Annotated in this window: 16 protein-coding genes and 1 pseudogene; 6 read left to right on the forward strand and 11 right to left on the reverse strand. The window is 68.2% G+C overall.

Features of this window, described 5'->3' with window-relative positions:
* Nucleotides 1-182 precede the first annotated feature (182 nt).
* The 9 genes and pseudogenes from RF650_RS07630 to RF650_RS07670 form a co-directional block, all read right to left on the reverse strand.
* Entirely contained in the window at nt 183-824 is a 642-nt protein-coding gene (locus tag RF650_RS07630) for a pyroglutamyl-peptidase I (RefSeq protein WP_368814548.1), read from the reverse strand.
* A 27-nt stretch (nt 825-851) separates the two neighbouring features.
* The gene (locus RF650_RS07635) at nt 852-1,094 is read right to left on the reverse strand and encodes a DUF2200 family protein (RefSeq protein WP_368814569.1); all 243 of its coding nucleotides are present in this window, start codon (nt 1,092-1,094) and stop codon (nt 852-854) included.
* Nucleotides 1,095-1,126: 32 nt separating this feature from the next.
* Nucleotides 1,127-1,201, reverse strand: a pseudogene (locus RF650_RS07640) (DUF2200 domain-containing protein); the annotation flags it as partial.
* Between the two features lie 659 nt (nt 1,202-1,860).
* A complete protein-coding gene (locus RF650_RS07645; RefSeq protein WP_368814549.1) occupies nt 1,861-2,634 on the reverse strand; it encodes a TatD family hydrolase in 774 nt (257 codons plus the stop codon).
* Nucleotides 2,631-3,740, reverse strand: a complete 1,110-nt coding sequence (locus tag RF650_RS07650) for a hypothetical protein (RefSeq protein ID WP_368814550.1) — start codon at nt 3,738-3,740, stop codon at nt 2,631-2,633. Before RF650_RS07650 ends, RF650_RS07645 begins: the two co-directional genes overlap by 4 nt.
* A 177-nt stretch (nt 3,741-3,917) precedes the next feature.
* Nucleotides 3,918-4,532, reverse strand: coding sequence for a hypothetical protein (locus RF650_RS07655; protein WP_368814551.1), 615 nt, complete (start codon nt 4,530-4,532; stop codon nt 3,918-3,920).
* Between the two features lie 173 nt (nt 4,533-4,705).
* Nucleotides 4,706-6,709: a P-loop NTPase fold protein gene (locus RF650_RS07660; protein WP_368814552.1), complete on the reverse strand. Its 2,004-nt coding sequence runs from the start codon at nt 6,707-6,709 to the stop codon at nt 4,706-4,708.
* 186 nt (nt 6,710-6,895) lie between these two features.
* Nucleotides 6,896-7,297, reverse strand: a complete 402-nt coding sequence (locus RF650_RS07665; RefSeq protein WP_368814553.1) for a recombinase family protein — start codon at nt 7,295-7,297, stop codon at nt 6,896-6,898.
* A 121-nt stretch (nt 7,298-7,418) separates the two neighbouring features.
* Nucleotides 7,419-7,703, reverse strand: a complete 285-nt coding sequence (locus RF650_RS07670) for a hypothetical protein (RefSeq protein ID WP_368814554.1) — start codon at nt 7,701-7,703, stop codon at nt 7,419-7,421.
* Between the two features lie 214 nt (nt 7,704-7,917).
* Here RF650_RS07670 and RF650_RS07675 point away from each other — a divergent pair, with 214 nt between their 5' ends.
* Entirely contained in the window at nt 7,918-8,922 is a 1,005-nt protein-coding gene (locus RF650_RS07675) for a DNA-processing protein DprA (protein WP_368814555.1), read from the forward strand.
* 9 nt (nt 8,923-8,931) lie between these two features.
* Here the strand turns inward: RF650_RS07675 and mobF are convergent, their stop codons facing one another.
* Nucleotides 8,932-12,498, reverse strand: coding sequence for a MobF family relaxase (gene mobF / locus RF650_RS07680; RefSeq protein ID WP_368814556.1), 3,567 nt, complete (start codon nt 12,496-12,498; stop codon nt 8,932-8,934).
* 259 nt (nt 12,499-12,757) lie between these two features.
* Between mobF and RF650_RS07685 the strand changes: the two genes are divergently transcribed.
* The 5 genes from RF650_RS07685 to RF650_RS07705 all read left to right on the forward strand — a co-directional run bounded on the left by RF650_RS07685 (nt 12,758) and on the right by RF650_RS07705 (nt 16,740).
* A complete protein-coding gene (locus RF650_RS07685) occupies nt 12,758-13,888 on the forward strand; it encodes a sensor histidine kinase (protein WP_368814557.1) in 1,131 nt (376 codons plus the stop codon).
* Nucleotides 13,888-14,571 (forward strand): response regulator, encoded by a 684-nt coding sequence (locus RF650_RS07690; protein WP_368814558.1) that lies wholly within the window; start codon nt 13,888-13,890, stop codon nt 14,569-14,571. Before RF650_RS07685 ends, RF650_RS07690 begins: the two co-directional genes overlap by 1 nt.
* A 123-nt stretch (nt 14,572-14,694) precedes the next feature.
* Nucleotides 14,695-15,603, forward strand: coding sequence for an ABC transporter ATP-binding protein (locus tag RF650_RS07695; protein ID WP_368814559.1), 909 nt, complete (start codon nt 14,695-14,697; stop codon nt 15,601-15,603).
* Nucleotides 15,600-16,349 (forward strand): ABC transporter permease, encoded by a 750-nt coding sequence (locus tag RF650_RS07700; RefSeq protein ID WP_368814560.1) that lies wholly within the window; start codon nt 15,600-15,602, stop codon nt 16,347-16,349. Before RF650_RS07695 ends, RF650_RS07700 begins: the two co-directional genes overlap by 4 nt.
* Before the next feature lies 1 nt (nt 16,350).
* Nucleotides 16,351-16,740: an ABC transporter permease gene (locus RF650_RS07705; protein ID WP_368814561.1), complete on the forward strand. Its 390-nt coding sequence runs from the start codon at nt 16,351-16,353 to the stop codon at nt 16,738-16,740.
* Here RF650_RS07705 and RF650_RS07710 read toward each other — a convergent pair.
* Nucleotides 16,731-16,881 (reverse strand): transposase (locus tag RF650_RS07710; RefSeq protein WP_368814314.1); only part of this gene is annotated, 151 nt, incomplete at its 5' end. The genes RF650_RS07705 and RF650_RS07710 overlap by 10 nt on opposite strands.

Raw genomic sequence — 16,881 nt, forward strand, 5'->3', positions numbered from 1 at the left:
GGCTCACCCAACGACGACGCCGCGGCCGTTTCGCTCGGGTCGGCTCGGACGTCCGGTCGCCGTTGCACGAGGTCAGAAGGAAAAGGCCAGACACAAGGAACGCGGTGGCTGCGGGACGTGATGTGGAAACCCTGCTGAGCTCCTTTCGGGGCCGTGGCGTGGATCCGGCCTACCGGGGCTGGTCAGGCCGACTGCGATCCTGACTCGAGGGCGACGGCGTGGACAGCGGCCGCCAGCGCGTGTGCGAGGTCATCGAAACTCAGCGCTGAATCCGCGGGGGTGTGATCCGGGTCGGTCTCGGCACCGATCCCCGCTGATCCTCTCGACCTGACCGCGGGTACGTGAATGAACGCGGCGGGCAGATCCGTGCGGTGCAGCGCGGTCCAGAAGACGGCGTTGCACAGGAAAGCGCCTGCGTCGTCGGAGACCTCGGCCGGGATGCCCGCGTCCCGGACGGCATGGGCGAGCGCGGAAGGGTCAATGCGGGACTCGAGGCGGTCGGGACCCTCGGCCAGGGGAGCGGCGCCGCGGACCCCGCCGTCGTTGTCCGGGATGCGCCCGTGCCCCACGTTCCTGGCCCACCGCTCAGGGGTGACGGCCGTTCGGCCGCCCGCTTCACCCACGGCCACGACGGCGTCGGGCCGGTGTTCCTCGAGGGCCCGCAGCAGCGCGGGACCCGCGCCGGACCACGTGACGGGGAGGATCGCCGTGGCGATGCATACGCCGTCGCTCGGCGCGAACTCGCGGAGCATGTCGACAGCGACGCCGCTCGCGTTCTCCGTCTCTCCACCGAAGGGCTCGAAGCCGGTCACGAGGATCTTCATGGGCTCACAGTATCCGCGCGCGACGGGTCAGCCTCGGAGGATCTTCTCCATGGCCTTGCCCTTGGCGAGCTCGTCGACGAGCTTGTCCAGGCAGCGGATCTCCCGCAGGAGGGGGTCCTCGACCTCCTCGCCGCGCACGCCGCAGACCACACCCGTGATGAGGCAGCGTTTGCTGTCCATGGCAGGGGCGTCGGTGAAGGAGGTCTGGAAATCGACGTTGTTATCGAGCTGGCTCCGCAGCTGCTCGGGGGAGTTTCGGTGAGCCAGCAGATGATCTGGTCCACCTCGTCCTTGGTGCGACTCTTCTTCCCCGCCTTGGTCACGTAGTGCGGGTACACGTTGGCGACGCTCGTCGTGTAGCTGCGGGGCTGGGGCATGGGGCCCTTCTTCCGGGGGCAATGGGTGGCGATGCACGTGTGCCCCGAAAAAACATGTCCTTGGCGAATCGCATGTCTTCACGGGGCACAGATATTCGCGACGGTCCGGCGGCCGCGCTCCCGCCTCCATCGATCAGGAGCGCGGCGCGCGGACAGCAAAGATCCCGTGCCCTTCCGGACACGGGATCTGAGAAAAATGTGGAGGTAGCGCGACAGTGTTCGAACCTTGCCCCGGCGCTGACGCGGGCCGTGTCGTCGCATCACGCGATTCGGCGTCGGCACTCGTTGGTTCACCAGGCGTCTTTGGAGCAGTTGCCGCGCCCGGTGACGCGCTTGACGGAAACGATGCTGCTTGAGGCCGCGCGGAGGTATCGGGGTGGGGAGATCCTGCGGACCATCGCGAAGGATCTGGGGGTGAGTCGTGAACGCCTCTCAAGCCATTTGCGCGAGCGAGGGGTCCGGCTCCGTCGAGAGAAGCCCTCTCCTGCGCTGGTGCTTGAGATGTGCCGCCGTTACGAACAGGGCGAGTCGTTGGCTAGCGTGGGCGCGCGCCTTGGATTCAACCCCAGTTCCGTGCGTGTCGCGCTCCTCGCTGCGGGGGTGAAGCTTCGGGACACTCATGGGCGAGTGCGGTGAGTCTCGACGCCCCTGTCGGGGTGTTACTCGATAGCCCCGAGGATTGCTGCGATTCGGGGTGGCAGCAGAGACTTCGTACCAGTGATGTTCACAAGCGTGGCGAGGTTGCTCCAGGCATGGGCGCGGATCTGAGCGGTGGTGACTCCGCGCTGCTTGGCGAGAGCTGCTTCGACGTCGCGGACGTTGCCCGGTTGATGCGGGCGGGCTCCGCTGCGGTTCCCATCGGGGTGGTCTGTTTCTAGGAGGAGACGGTCCGTGGGGATGAGGTCGATGGCGTCGCTTCGGCGCAGGGTGGCGGTGTTGATCGAGAAGTAGGCTCCGAGTTCAACTGCGCGCCTTGTGGTGGATCGATCGCCGAGCCACCAGTGCAGGATCGCACCCGTGATCGGGGTGCGTTCGAGATGCTCCACGACTTCGTTGGTTGCCCGGTAGCTGTGGATCGACGTTAGTCGGGGCTTCGCTTGGAGTTGCGTGAGCAGCGAGGCCAACACCTCGTGCTGTTTGGCGAGGCGGGATGGGACTTTTGCGTCAAGTCCGATTTCGCCGACGTAGGGGGTGCGGGCGATCAGACGCTCGAACTCCTCGGGGTCGTAGCCGTCGAGTGCGGTCTTCATTCCTGGGTGAACGCCGACACCCCAGATCGCGAGCAGGTCGTGGTGCTGGCGATCGAGGGCGAGACGCGACTCGGCGAGGCTTCGGCTTGCCGCGAAGATCACGGCTCGGAGGTTCAGCAGGTCCCGAGGGGTGATCGTCGGGTCGATGTGGGCGTGGAGGTCAACGGCCGGGAAGTTGGTCATGTCAGCGTTTCCAGCTCGCGTGCGCCGCGGACGCAGAGGTCACGGGCGTCGGATGCGGAGTACCCGTCGGGCAGGCGCATCGCTGCGATGTCGCTGACCCGGATTCCGCGGGCCACGAATCCGCGGATGCTGGGAAGGATCGACGCCTTTTCGAGTTGAGATCTCGCGGCCTCGCTGGGAGGGGCGTCGATCACGTAGGTGCTTCGGTCGGTGAGTTCCGCGGCCGCAAACGATGCCCGGCGCACCAGGCACCCGAAGCACGTTCCGCAATGATCGGTCGCTGTCACGCCGAGCCATCGTCGGTTGGTGAACGCGCACGAGTTGGTGGCGCTGAGCAGGTCCGAGGCCGGGCCATCGCCGACCTGGTCCGCCAGCCACCGGAACATCTCGCCCTTCGTCTGCGCCGCGAATGGATTGGACAGGGTTCCCCATGCGCCAGCGGCGGAGACGAGTCTGGACAGTTCGGTGAGGAACCATGGGTGGGTGGTGCGGGTGGAGAGACTGCCGAGCTGGTCAGGGCCCAGGGGTGGGTTCAGTGACGCGAACCCGTTCTCGGGGATCCAGAGCTCCACCTCGTTGACCGAAGCAAGGGCGAGGCCGAGCGCAAGGAACAGGAACGATCGAGTTCGCGTGGTGTTCTCATTCTTGAACCGGTGGCCTCCGGGTTGCGTCTGGCGTCGGGTGAAGCGGATCTGCGCGTGCTGCTGCGTGCTGCCCTCGGGGCAGAGGTTTCGGATGCGTTCGGCGACGTCCTGCTGAATGGGTGAGATCGATGTCGCCCCGACGTGAGATACGAGCAGGTGCGGTTCGGGCCGGGTATGCGCCAGGAATGCACCGGTGGCGGAGTCGGCGCCGCCGCTCATGAGCACGACGCGCTGCACGTCGGGATACCCGTTGGGCGCGATGTCCTCACGAGGGATGCGTGCTGCACGGAAGGCGAGCGTCCACCGGTCACCCGACAAGAAGTCGAGGAGCTGCTGCAGCTGGTTCGTTATGGCGTTCCAGGGTGCCGGGTCGTGGACGGGGACGCTCAGAGCGATGTGGCGTTGGGTCCAGTTGACGCGGCCGGCCCGGCGCGGGACGGAGCGGTCTGCGGCGTAGACCATCGCGGCGAGGCGGAACAGTTCGATGTTCTCGCGTCGAACCGGGCCGAGCTTGCCCAGCCGGGCCCCAGGGAGGTGTTGAAGGTGCCGGCCCCAGCGGAGGGCCAGTAGAAGGTTCGCTCGGCGGATTCGGGAGTGAGTGCCGATGGGACGTGGAAACGAAGGTCGAACTGCGCCATCTCAATCCGCCTCGTGGATGGTTCTGAGATATTCCAGTCCGTCTTCGATCGCGCGCGTGAACTCCTCGGCGCTGGGCCCGCTGGGCGAGAGGTCCGCGTGCGCGGCAAGCTCTTCCGCGGCCTGACGGATCCCGTCCTCGAACGCCGCGCGTTCGGCCCCTGACATGTCCTTGGTGTTCAGACTGGATGCAGTCTCCACAAGGTATGCCTCGGCCAGGATCAGGGCGACCGCTTCCTCCGCGATCTGCCCGAGCGACACGTCCGTTCCCATGCTGTCGCTCTCAACGAGCCATTCGGCGAGCCTGCCGACGACCTCCATCTGCTCCGCAGTTTCGATCGTTCCCGCGGGGAGATCCTCACAGACTTTCTGTGCGATCTGGTGGGCGACGTCGAAGATGTTCGGGTTGGCTCGCAGTGCGTCGTAGTCCAGGCCGAGATCGCGGAGAGTCTGCGCGTCGCCGCTGCGGTACGCGTATGCCGCTGCGGCTCCACGGCCGGCGGAACGCGCGGAGGCTGCCGTCGATCGAGTGAGGCTCTCGCTGCTCCGGCGGCCACCACCCCCGCCCCTTCCCCCTCCGCCGCGGGAGGAACGGAAGAGCGCGGCCGTGGGCAGCACCCTGCCGGCTGGCGAGCTCGGGGACGGCTTCAGCGGGGAGAGAAGCGAGGGCTGGCTGCCTGAGGGTGGCGGGGCCTGGCCGTCAGCTCCAGGGAGGCTGGCCAGCCAGTCGTCGAGTCCGTCGCGCAGGTCACCCCCGGCGGCGCTGCCGGAGTAGGAGCCTTTTGTTCCCATCAGCGCTTGCCGCCCTTCGGTGGCGGCGTGGTGAGCGCCTTCTTGATGTTGCCGTCTGGGAGCTGCGCGGCCAACGCGTTGATGACGTCTTTCATCCCGGGGATATCGACCCCGGCGAGGATGACGGCGGTACCGGGCTGCAGGTCGGAGGCCGGGAGCCGGCGAAACGCGTCAAGCGTGGCCGGTTGCACGGCGACATGTGCGGTGGCGAGTCTGACGATCCCGGCGACCGCACCGCGCTGCTCCTGGACGCGGTCTCGTGCACGCAGCCCCAGGTGCCGCAGCAGCTGATCGACATCGTCAGTCGTGAGCGCTCGCAGGCTCTCGTCGGTGAGTTGCCGCCTGTCCACCGTCCGGGTCGAGGCCAGCTGTGCGGCCAGATCGCGGAGATGTTGGGGGAGCTCTGCACTGACCAGGAGGTCACCGCGGAAGGATGCCGCCAGATGCAGGTACGGGCTCAGGTCGAGGTCATGAAGGTCCGGTGGGAGCTTGGCCCATCGGATCATGTCCTCGGCGAAGTGCGGGGCGACCGCGGCTGCTGACGCTGCTTGGGTCGGCGCTTCCTCCGCTTCGGGTGGTCGGGCGTCTTCGGCTGTGTCGGGCGGTTCCGCTCCGGCCGCGTCCGCAGCCGTCTCGGGTTCATCCGGTGCGCGGTCGGCCAGGTCAGCTGGCGGAGCGGGAACTGGAGGTTCTTTCGGCCGGTTGGCTTGCGCTTCCAGCGACTCCAGTCGATCTCGAAGCTCACCGGTTCGCAGCCATGACAGCACGGACTGGAACTGATCCGGTAGGAGGACCTCAAGAACCATGAGCTTGGCGACGACGTCGAAGTCGAGCTCGATGCCCCGCCGCGCGGCGATGGATCGACGGATGTTCAGGTCGTTGAGGAATCGCTTGATGCGCCGCGGGTTGCCCCGGAGCTTCTCGTAAAGGATCGTGGTGAGCCGTCGCGCGAAAGACAGCTCTCGCTGGACGTCGAGCCCGTCAGGCGCCTGGAGGTCGTCGAGAGCACCGGCCATGCGGAGCCGGTGGCATTCGGTGATGACCTTTTCCAGTTGCTTATCGGTGAGACGCTGGTCAACGCGATTCTGTAGCTGCAGCAAGAGCACATACGACTCGGTGTCGAAGGCACCCAGAGCCGGCAGTGGGACGGTGGTCTGGACGATCTTGTGCAGGTAGAGCTTGGACGGGGGCTCTGCCGGGAGAGCGTCTTCGTCCTCGGGGCGCTCCGTGGGCATGCTCGAATCTGGCAGGCGTGTGCGGATCGCGTCGGCAACCCGGTCCTCGTCTGCCGCGATGACGAACGCCATGCCCTCAACGCTCAGGAAGAGACGGATCGCTTCCAGGGTCTCCACGACGGTATCCACCAGGCACCGGTCGAGGTCATCGACCAGCACCGCCACCCGGCGCACGTGAGCCATCTCCTCGGCCCCCAACAGCTCAGCGAACTCAGCCTTGAAACCGGCCAGCCCCCGCGGCTGGTCCCCGGCGTCACTCCCCTCGGACGCCGGTTCGCGGATGAGATCCAGCACGTCGCTGACACCGGGGATCTGCAAGGTGAGCGAAGACTTGGCGGCGAGCTTGACCGCCTTGGCCCAGTCGACCCGATCAGAGAGCCTCTTGAGGAGCTTCTTGATCTTCTCGCCCTTGGACTCCTCGACGTCCTTGAGGCGTTCGGTGAGTTCGGCCGCGATGGCGTCGAGGACCTCACCGATCAGGCTTTCCTTCGCGCCCACGGCAGGGTCGTAACGCCAGGGGTCGGTGCGGACGGTGATGATCTTGGCGTTCTCGGGGTCGCTGCGGGAGTCAAGATCGGCCTTGATGAGTTCAAGGACGGTGGTTTTGCCGCTGCCCCACGGGCCGGACAGTCCGATCGCCAGCGGATCGAGCGCGTCATCGAGCACGGCGTCGGAGACCGTTTCCGCGATGGCCCGCGCCGCGAGGAAGTCCACTTTCGACGGCTCATCGGACCAGAGGCGACCCCGAAGATCCTCGATCGTGGACATCACGCCTCCTCACGTTCAGCTGCGAAGGCGGTTCTGTGAGACCTGCCGCGAGCTCGCCCGCCGTCGGGGCGGTGCGCGAAGCGCACACAAGCATCCGACCACCCAAGTTTTCCGTTCAGGATCTCACGTTTGCCCTCCCATTCGGGGCCGACACGCAGGGAGCCCTCGGCAGGCGGCTGTAGCAGGTCAGTCCGTGGAGTCGTTGCCACCGGAGGGGAACGGCCGCCGGGCCTGGGCATCGAGGTGCGCCTGCTTGACTGCGATCAGGTTCTCCTCGACGGAGCTCGTCGTGCGGTCATTTGTGACGTGGATGTCGACTCCGGCGTCGGGGAGCGGCTGGACGACGGCGACGTGATCGGCGTACTTGGAGCCGAGCCGAGCAAGATCGGTGACGATGAGCCCGGTCACGTCCTCCCGCGCGACGGCATCGAGGACGCCTTGCAGACCGTAGCGACTGCGCCCGACGTCGGTGAAGACCTGGATGACGGTCATGCCGTGCTCGTCGGCGTAGCGGCGGCAGTCGGCTTCTTGCTGATCCAGCCAGGTCGGGTTCTCTGCCGCGCTGTACCGGTAGGTGACGGCCTTCATGACGCACCTCCGGCCGTGACCACAACCTCATCCGACGTAGTACCGCGCGACTCGGCTTCGCGGCGGGCGTTGCGGCGCTGGACGTGCTCTCGGTAGCGGACGCGGGCGAGGGCGATGAGGCTCATCGGGCCGAGCCAGAGCATCTTGAGCGCGTTCCATGCGCACAGCAGGACGACCAGGTGGAGCCAACCGGGCCGCCCTGCTCGATGTGGTCGGTCAGGAGCTTGACGGCTGCGATGTAGGGGGCGGCGAGCAGCATCGCGGGAACGCCCCATTTGAGTCCGCGGCGGGCGTAGACGGCATCGCGGATGCGGTTCGTCGGGAAGAGCCGGCGGGCCGGTTCCAGGTTCTGGGCGGTGTTCTCACTCTGGCGCCAGCGGCGTCGGACGCGGTCGCTGAGGAACATCGGTGGGCCTCCATTCAACACGGTTCGAATGATCGAGAAGCGGCGTGTTGGTGGTGGCCCCGGAAGGGGCAATCCCGAAGGACCCTGCAGATGGAATGCCTGCGCTTCACCTCCTAGTTTACGCCGGGGCCTGGCGAAGGGGAAGGTCTCGGGTCTCGTCGCGGTGCCGGGTTCACCTGCGCTGGTAGTGCCTGGTGAGTGGAAGGACCCGGTCATGGTTGCTCTGGCTGACTACGCCTCCGATGAGCGGACGGCCCGCGTGATGCTCTCGATGATGATCGAGCCGGCCGACCGCACCGTCGGCCGCCTGCTGCGCCGCGAAGGCGCCGTCGAGACCCTCCGGCTCCTCGACGTGGGCGGATCGATGCTCGGCGTCCGGGCCGAGGAAGCGTCGATTCTGCACCACACCGCGCAGGAGTTCGCTTCACGGGGCGGCCTCGGCGATGATCTGGCGGGGGTGCTGGACGGGTCGTATGCGCCGCTGATTCCTGGCGATGCGCATTGGCCGGTCTCGGTGGATGCGCTGGGCGATCGTGCCCCGTACGTGCTGTGGGCGAAGGGGGCGACCTCGTTCCTCGCGAACGGGCAGGAGGATCGGGTGACGGTCACCGGGTCTCGGGCCTCGACGAGTTACGGCGATCACGTCGCCGGCGAGCTCGCCCACGATGCGTCGCACGCGGAGCAGATCGTAGTCTCCGGCGGCGCCTACGGCATCGACGATGCCGCCCACCGCGCTGCACTGAGTAGCGGCGGGCAGACGATCGCGGTGATGCCCGCCGGCCTGGACCGGCTCTACCCGGCGGGGCATCGGGACATGCTCGAACAGGTTGGCGATGTGGGGTTGTTGATGAGTGAGATGCCGCCCGGGGCGGCGCCGACCCGGCACCGGTTCATCGCCCGCGGCCGGCTCCTGGCGGCACTGTCCTCGGCGACGGTGATCGTGGAAGCCGGGGCACGCTCCGGCTCCCTGCACGTCGCCCGCGAAGCGCATGCCCTCGGTCGTAGCGTTGGGGCGGTGCCCGGCCCGGTCACGTCCGCGGCGAGCACCGGCACGCATCTGCTGCTGAGCGAGGGCACCGCCGCCCTCGTGACCGGCCACCACGACCTCGCCACCCTCACCAGCGACCGACGACGCCAGGCCCCGACACGAACCACGGGCCTGAGCGCCGCGCGCGATCTCGATGCCGTCGATCAGAACCGGCCCGGCCGCTCCCTCTGATCCGCCGGGTCAGAGCGCGCGCCCCTGCCGGGCCTCCATGGTGAGGTCCGGCTGCTCGGTGTTCGGGGTGTGGCGGCTGAGCTGCTGGGCCCGGGTTAGCGCGGCGGTGGCGCGGGCGGCGTCGAGCTTCTGCGCATCCGACCCGGGCCCTGGGCCGAGCGGGGTGTCGCCGGTGATCTGGTACCGGTCGCGATAGGCGGCCACGACCCGGCCTGCTTCCCGCCACCGCTGAGCCGCACGTGCGTCTGCGGGCTTGGTTCCGAGCGCGGCCGTCCATGGTTCACCCTCGTTCAGGTCGCGGTCGAGGACCGCGGATGCGCGGTGTTCGATCAGCTCTTCGCGTTCGGTGAGGGCGTGGTACATCTCGGGGTCGGTGACGCCGGAGGCATACGGGATGAGCCCGGCGATCAGCCGCGGTGACCGGCGGGTGCGTCCGGACCCGGCGGGGCGGGCGGTGGCGCGGGCGAGGCGGTGATGCAGGACCGAGGCGATGTCGTCGGCATCGGCGAAGCCCCGCGCCGCCACCAGTCGCGGGAACAGGGCGTCGAGGTCGTGATGGTTGGCCTCGGCGCGACGCAGCTCGGCGGAAAGGGCACCGTAGGCGTCTGAGCCCAGCACGTCATCGACCTGTTTCTCGTCCAGGCCCGAAGCGGTGAGCAGCTGAGACCAGCGGTCGTGCTGGCCGGCTTGGGCGATGGTCTCGTACTCCGCCGCCAACTGGGCCATGGACCCCCAGCGTTCGTGTTCGGCGGTGATGGTCTCGTGCGCGGACAGTTCCGCGCCGACGTGCTGGAGCACCCCGTACAGCACGCTGCGGGCGGTGGCGTCGGGGTTGTCGGAGGGGTGCGGGGCGACATGGGCGTCGTCGGCAGTGTCGGTGGCGACGTAGGCGTAGTTCCCGTGCCGGCCGCGGGTCATCGCGACGTAGAAGTTCTCCCGCGTCGTCGTCGCCGTCACGACCGTGTGCGCGGTATCGACCGTGACGCCCTGGGCGCGATGCCCGGTGATCGCATACCCCAGCTCGACCTGCTCCGCCACATAGGCGGTCGGCAGCACGAGCGATCCGCCGAAGCGTCGCCCGGCAGGGCGGACGGTGATCGACCCGTCCCCGGCGACGGCGGTGATCGTCCACCGGTCGCCGTTGCGCACCCAGTTCTTGCCGTTCTTCGACCGCAGCCGCCGGTCGTTCTCCCGTGTGATGACCCGATCCCCCTTGGATGCCTGGGTGCCGTCGTGCAGGGTGACCTCTCGGCCGGGGGTGATGGTTCCGTCGAGGATGAGGTCGGCGCGGGCACGCTCGTTGAGCTGCGTGACGGTGTCGCGGGTTTCGGCGACGAGGATCGACGCCCGCCCCGCCTGCACGTCGGCCCGCCAGGCGGTGTAGGCGGCATCGACCATCGCGTCCCGTTCCCCGCCGCGCACCCGGTCGTGCTCGATGAGCGTGTCGATCGCCGGGGTACGACCGTGCCGCAGGGCCAGCGAGTTGGCCTTCTCCCACGCCTGCGTGAACCGGTGCACGTCGATCAGTTCGGGGGCGTCGTCGCGGTCGTGGACGAGCATCCCGAACGCCCCGCCCGCATCCACAGCTTGCAGTTGCGACCAGTCACCGACCAAAAGGACTTTCGCGCCGGCTTGTTCGGCGAGGTCGGTGATGCGGTCGAGGGAGCCGGTGCCGGCGAGGGATGCCTCGTCGAGGATCACGAGCTGGTCCTTGTCGAACGTGGTCCCGTGGAGGAGGTGCATCTGCCACCAGCGGGCCGTGTTCTCCGTCTCGATTCCCAGCTCCTCGCCGAGCACCTGCGCCGCGTTCTCCGACGGCGCCAACCCCACCACGGATCCGGCGCCGTGCTGCTTCTCCCACGCCCGCTTCAACGCGCTCATCGCCGTCGTCTTCCCCGCACCGGCCGGCCCGACGAGCACGTCCACGACCCGGCCCGACACGGCGATTCGCTGGAGGGCTTCGGTCTGATCCGGTCCGAGCCGCCGTCCCTCCGCGTCGGGTTTGCTGGTGATCTTTTCGACGGTGGCAAGGCCGACGGTCGGCCCCGTCGTCGCGTGCGAGCGGTACAGGAGGCGGTCTTCCGCGGCGAGCACTTCCTCGGTCGAGTACAGCACCGCGCTGGGGCGGCGAAAGCGGCTCGATCCGTCGGCGCGGCGGAACAGCAGCGGGCTCGATGCCAGCTCTGGTGGCGTGAGCCGCAGCGATGCCTGTTCGGCGGCGTCGGTGACCATCCCGGTGATCGCTTCCCGATCCTCCGCCGACGCGAACCGCACACCCATGAGTTGGCGGGAGGCTTCGGAGTGGAGGTTCCAGCGCCGCCACGTCGACCGCTTCTCACCCACCGCAGCGACGACCGACTGGCCGAGGTCGGTGACGGTGTCCAGGGGTACGTCGTCGGCCCGCAACAGCGCCGTCTGCTGCTCGGTCGCGGTGGTGAGCGTGCGCGCCCAGCTGCTCGCGTCCTCGCCGAGGACCTCGCCGGCGCGGTGGCGCCAGTTGGCGGTGAGGGCAGCGAGCGCCTGCACCCGCTTCTCCGGACGGGTCGCGAGAGTCGCCTGGGCGCGGAGCTTCAGGATCGTCTTCGCCGACGGCTCACGGCCGTGCTTGGCCCGGTAGGCGTCGATCAGGCGGGTCTTCTCCTCCTCGATCTGCCGCGTGCGGGACGAGAACTCCGAGATCAGCTCGTCGGGCACCGGGGCGAGCTCCCATGCCGGGTTCCGATCCCGGCCCCGCTCCCTGGCCTCCCACTCGATCCCGAACATGCCCGTGATGCGGTCGGCAAGGGTCGCGTTGTACAGCTCGGATAGGGCGACGACCGAGGCGTGCACCGGCCGTCCGGCGAGGGTGCGCCATTTCTGGTCTTGCACCGTGAGCACCTTGTTGCTGACCACGACGTGCGTGTGCAACTGCGGATCACCACTGCGCGAGTCGTAGTGGTCGAACGCCGTCGCCACGACGCCGGCGACATCGACATGCGCGACCGCTCCCTCGGGGCCGGCGGCGCCAACGCGGGTGGTCGCAACCTCGCGTTCGAGGAACGCAACCACCTCCGCAACCGCCTGATGATGCGCGTCCGCAATCAGGGATTGCGTGCCTCCGTCCGCGACACCCCACCACGCCGATAGCGACTTCGGCACCGAAAACGTCAAGTCATACCCCGCGACCGCGCGACGGGTGCCACGCTCAGCCTCCTCCGCCTCGATCGCCGCGACCTGCTCCGCACGCGACACCGGCCCCAGCTCCGGGCCAAGATCAGCGACGCGCCGGTCGACGCGGTCCTGCACGCTCGCGTACTGCCGATACGCCTCACCCAGCGGCTCACCCGTGATCGGGTCGCGGCCCATCCCGACGAGAAGCTGGAGCTGCGCCTCGGAGACCTGCCCGCCCTCGGTGAGCTCACCTGTGCCGAGGTACGGCAGACCCGACCCCATCCAAAAGCCGGGAGGTGTTCCCTCCTCCGTGTAATACCTCGTCAACGGAGTGGAAAGGTCCCGGTCGCCATCACCGGCGGCGACAGTGCGCAGCAGGTACTCGTAGCCGTCCCCGGCGCTCATCACCCGCATCGAGACCGTCATACCTAGCAGGTGAGCACCCGAGATTCCGCGCTACGGCGCCACACCGAGGATGGGGTGCCAAGCGGAATCTGGTCGGGTGGCGGCGCTGTCGAAGTGATCGAGGGCGTGGTGGCGAGGGCAGCCCGTCCAGGTTTCGGCGGTAGCGTTGGGAGGCATGAAGGCTCCGGGTTCCCTGCGTGCAGCAACAGCTGCTGGGGCCTCACACGCGCCTGGGGCAGTTCCGGGACCCGGTTCGTGGCTGCGGGAGCGGGCATGGCTGATGGACCTGCTGGTCGCGGTTGGCGTCTTCCTGTACAACCTGCCGATCATCCCGATTTATGCTGACGATGCCGCGACGGCGATCGGGTTGCTCGTGACCTCGGCAGCGCTCTGCGTCCCGCATCTGTTGCGTCGCCGGTATCCGCTACTCGTGCTCGGGGTCATGTTGACGGCGGCCTTTCTGCAGCTGCTGTTCAACGCGCCGGTTCTCGCCGTGGACGCCATGCTCCTGTTCGCCGTCTACAACATCGCCACCCTCTATCTCTGGTGGATCTCGCTGACGGGTGCGCTGTTGACGGTCGGGTGGCTGTTGGTTGCGGTCATTCCGCATCTCGGCGACGCGTTCCTCAATGTCGGCCAGCTCGGCGTGCTGGTCGTGGTCACGCTGTGGGTATGGACGTGGGGCACGCTGGTGCGCGTCCGCCGGCAGTACATCGCCGGACTCCGGGAGCGGGCAGAGCAAGCCGAACGGGAGCGGGAGACGAACGCCAGGATCGCGGTCGCAGACGAGCGGGCGCGGATCGCGAGGGAAATCCATGACATTGTCTCGCACAGCCTCAGCGTCGTCGTCGTGATGTCTGACGGTGCGGCAACGAAAGTCGATGCCGAGCCCGAGCAGGCAAAGACCGCCATGCTGAGGGTGCGAGACACGGGGCGGACGGCGTTGGCGGAAATGCGACGCATGCTGGGCGTGCTGCGCGATGACGAGCCAGGATCGCACGCTCCCCAGCCGGGCCTCGACCAGCTCGACGCCCTGGTCGAGCAGTCCCGCGCGGCGGGCATGCCAGTCGCCCTCACCGTGAGCGGCGAGTCGTCACCACTGTCGCAGGGTGTGGAGTTGACGGTGTATCGGGTGGTGCAGGAGGCTCTGACGAATGTGCGCAAGCACGCGGGCCCCGCTGTAAGGCGCGTCGACGTGACGCTGATGTACCGGCCGGATGAGGTCGAGGTGCGCGTGGCGGACGACGGCGCGGGCTCTGCCGGTGACGCGCTCTCGGGCCCGGGCGGGCACGGCCTGGTCGGGATGCGCGAGCGGGTCGCCGCGCACGGCGGCACACTCACCACGAGTCCGCGTACGGACGGTGGGTTCGAGGTGGTCGCCGTGCTGCCGCGAGAGGAAGGAACAGGCTGATGGTGCGGGTGGTGCTGGTCGATGACCAGGAGATGATCCGGATGGGGCTGCGGATGGTGCTGGAGTCCCAGCCGGGTATCGAGATCGTGGGTGAGGCCGAGGACGGCGACACCGCCCTGAGCCTGCTGGAGCAGACACCGGCGGATGTGGTGCTGATGGATGTGCGGATGCCGCGGATGAGCGGCGTCGAGGCCACCCGCCGTCTGCGGGAACAACCGGACGCGCCGAGCGTGCTGATCCTGACGACCTTCGATCTGGATGAGTACGCCTACGACGCCCTCCAGGCTGGTGCGTCCGGCTTCCTGCTCAAAGACACCCCGGTGGAGGATGTCGCCGCCGCGATCCACCACGTGCACGCCGGGGACGCGGTCGTCGCACCGAGCACGACCCGCCGCTTGCTGGACCATTTCACTCGCTCCCGTCCGGCTACTGAGGGCCCGGATTCCACGCCGCGGGGCGAGACGAGCGTGCGGCTGGACCAGTTGACGCCGCGCGAGCACGAGGTGCTCCAACTGGTCGCGGGCGGCCTGTCAAACGCAGAGATCGCAGCCGAGCTCGTGCTCGCGGAGGGCACCGTGAAGGTGCATGTCGGGCGCATCCTCACCAAGCTCGGGCTGCGCGACCGCGTGCAGGCGGTCGTGCTGGCCTATGAGACCGGCTTGGTCGCCGCCGGCGAAAACTGAATATCGGGCCGCGCCCGCTATCACCTCAGGGATACGCGAGCGGTCGCGTATGCCTGAAGTGATACGCGGAAGATATGCCGCGGGCGAGACGATCCGCAGGCTTGTTTTCGGGATCGTGGAGGCATGTCTTCCACGATCGTCGAAACCTCGAATCTGACCAAGCGCTACGGCGGGCGGACCGTCGTCGAGAACTTGAACCTGCGCGTCCCGACGGGGAGCGTGTACGGGTTCCTCGGCCCCAACGGGGCCGGGAAGTCCACGACGATGAAGATGCTGCTCTCGCTCATCCAGCCCACCAGCGGTGAGGTGCGCATCATGGGACAGCCCATGACGCGGGGCACCCGGCGCGAGCTGCTCGGTGGCATCGGCTCGCTGATCGAGGCGCCTCCCGGCTACGCGCACCTGAACGGGGCCGACAACATGCGCCTGGTGCAACGCATGCTCGGCCTGAAGCGGCAGCAGATCGACTACGCGATCCGCGCCGTGCGGCTGCAGGATCAGATGGAGAAGAAGGTCCGCAATTACTCGCTGGGCATGAAGCAGCGCCTGGGCATCGCGATGGCGCTCGCTCGGCAGCCGAAACTGTTGATCCTGGACGAGCCGACGAACGGGCTCGACCCGGCCGGGATCGAGGAGATGCGCACCCTGCTGCGCCGTCTGGCGAACGACGGGGTGACCGTGATGGTGTCGTCGCACCTGCTCGGCGAAATCGACAAGACCGCGAACGTGCTCGGCATCCTTTCGGGCGGCCGGATGATCTTCCAGGGCTCCCGTTCGGAGCTGATGGTCGCCTCCAACCCGGACGTGCTCATCACCTGCTCGAACCCGCACGCCGCCGCCGTCACGCTGCAGTCGTTCAGCGCCCGTCTCACCGAGACGGGCGAGGTCGCCGTCCCCGGCCTGGATGACCGGCAGACCGCCGGGATCGTCGCAGCCCTCGTGGGCGAGAAGGTCGGCATCTACGGCGTGCGGCGTCAGGAGCAGACGCTCGAGGACGTGTTCATGAGCCTCACCGCCGGAGGCGGACTGTGATCGCCCGGGCCGTGGCGAACGAGTTCGCCAAGATGCGCCATCTGAAAGTCGGGCTGATCGCGACGATCATGGTCCTGGGCGTGCTGGCCCTGTCTTTGTTCGCACTTGTATCCAGCCCGGACTTCAACCCCGACACGCCTGGGGCGTGGAACGCACTCTTGGCCGGAATGTCACTCGGCATCCCGCTGCTCTCGCCGCTGCTGCTCGCCGTGCTCGCCTCCCGGCAGACCGACATCGAGCACCAGGGCAACGGGTGGCTCCTGCAGTCCACCTCCGGGATCACCCCCGGCGGAGTCTGCCGGGCCAAGTTCGCCGCGCTCGGCGTGATCGTCACCGCCGTCACCGTGGGTACGAGCCTGATCGTGCTCGCGTTCGGAAAGGTGCTCGCCGGGATCCTGCCTCCGGCCCCGCTCGGGCATTGGGCCGGGTTCACGCTGTGCATGCTCGTGGTCAACCTCGCCGTGCTCGCGCTGCACATCCTGCTGTCGGCGAAGGTGGAGAACCAGCTCGTCGCTCTCGGCGTCGGCGTGCTCGGCTGCATCCTCGCCGTGTTCTCCCAGGGGCTCCCAGCCGCCGCCGCGCACATCACCCCGTGGGGCTACTACGCGCTCGCCCAAGCTGCGGGCTACCAGGGCGATGCGATCCAGGCGCTGCCGATCGCGTACCCGAGCATTGCCGCCCTCGCCGTGATCGTCGCCGGCCTGTTCGCCGTCCTCACCTTCCGCTTCGATCGTCAGGAGGCCTGACATGAGCGCCCTGTCCGCCGAACTCGTCAAGCTCAAGCGCTCCCTGGCGTGGCCGATCGTGGTGCTCCTGCCCATCGTGCTCGTCCTCGCCGGCGCCGCCACCCAACTCGCCGACGGCCGTGCTCCGGAGAACGGCTGGCACACCGTCTGGCTGCAGTCGGTCGGCTTCTACGGGCTCTTCCCTCTCGCAATCGGCATCGCGATCCTCGGCTCCCTCGTGTGGCGGGTCGAGCACCGCGGCAGCAACTGGAACGCCCTCATGAGCGGCCCCAACAGCTCGCTACGCATCGTCACCGCGAAAGCCGTCGTGGTCGCCGGGCTCACCGCGATCATGCAGGTCATCCTTCTGGCCGCGGTGATCGTGATCGGCAAAGCGGGCCTTCACAGCTGAGTGTGGGTAGCGGTTCTCCGCCAGGGGCGATGACCGCCTGCGGCGAGCAGAGCCCGTAACCGGTAGTTGCCGAAGTTGCGGAAGCCGCGGGCGACGCGACGCATGGTCTCGATGACGCCATTGACCGCTTCCGTGGGCCCG

The sequence above is a fragment of the Kocuria sp. CPCC 205297 genome (assembly GCF_040981035.1).
GTDB lineage: Bacteria > Actinomycetota > Actinomycetes > Actinomycetales > Micrococcaceae > Kocuria > Kocuria marina.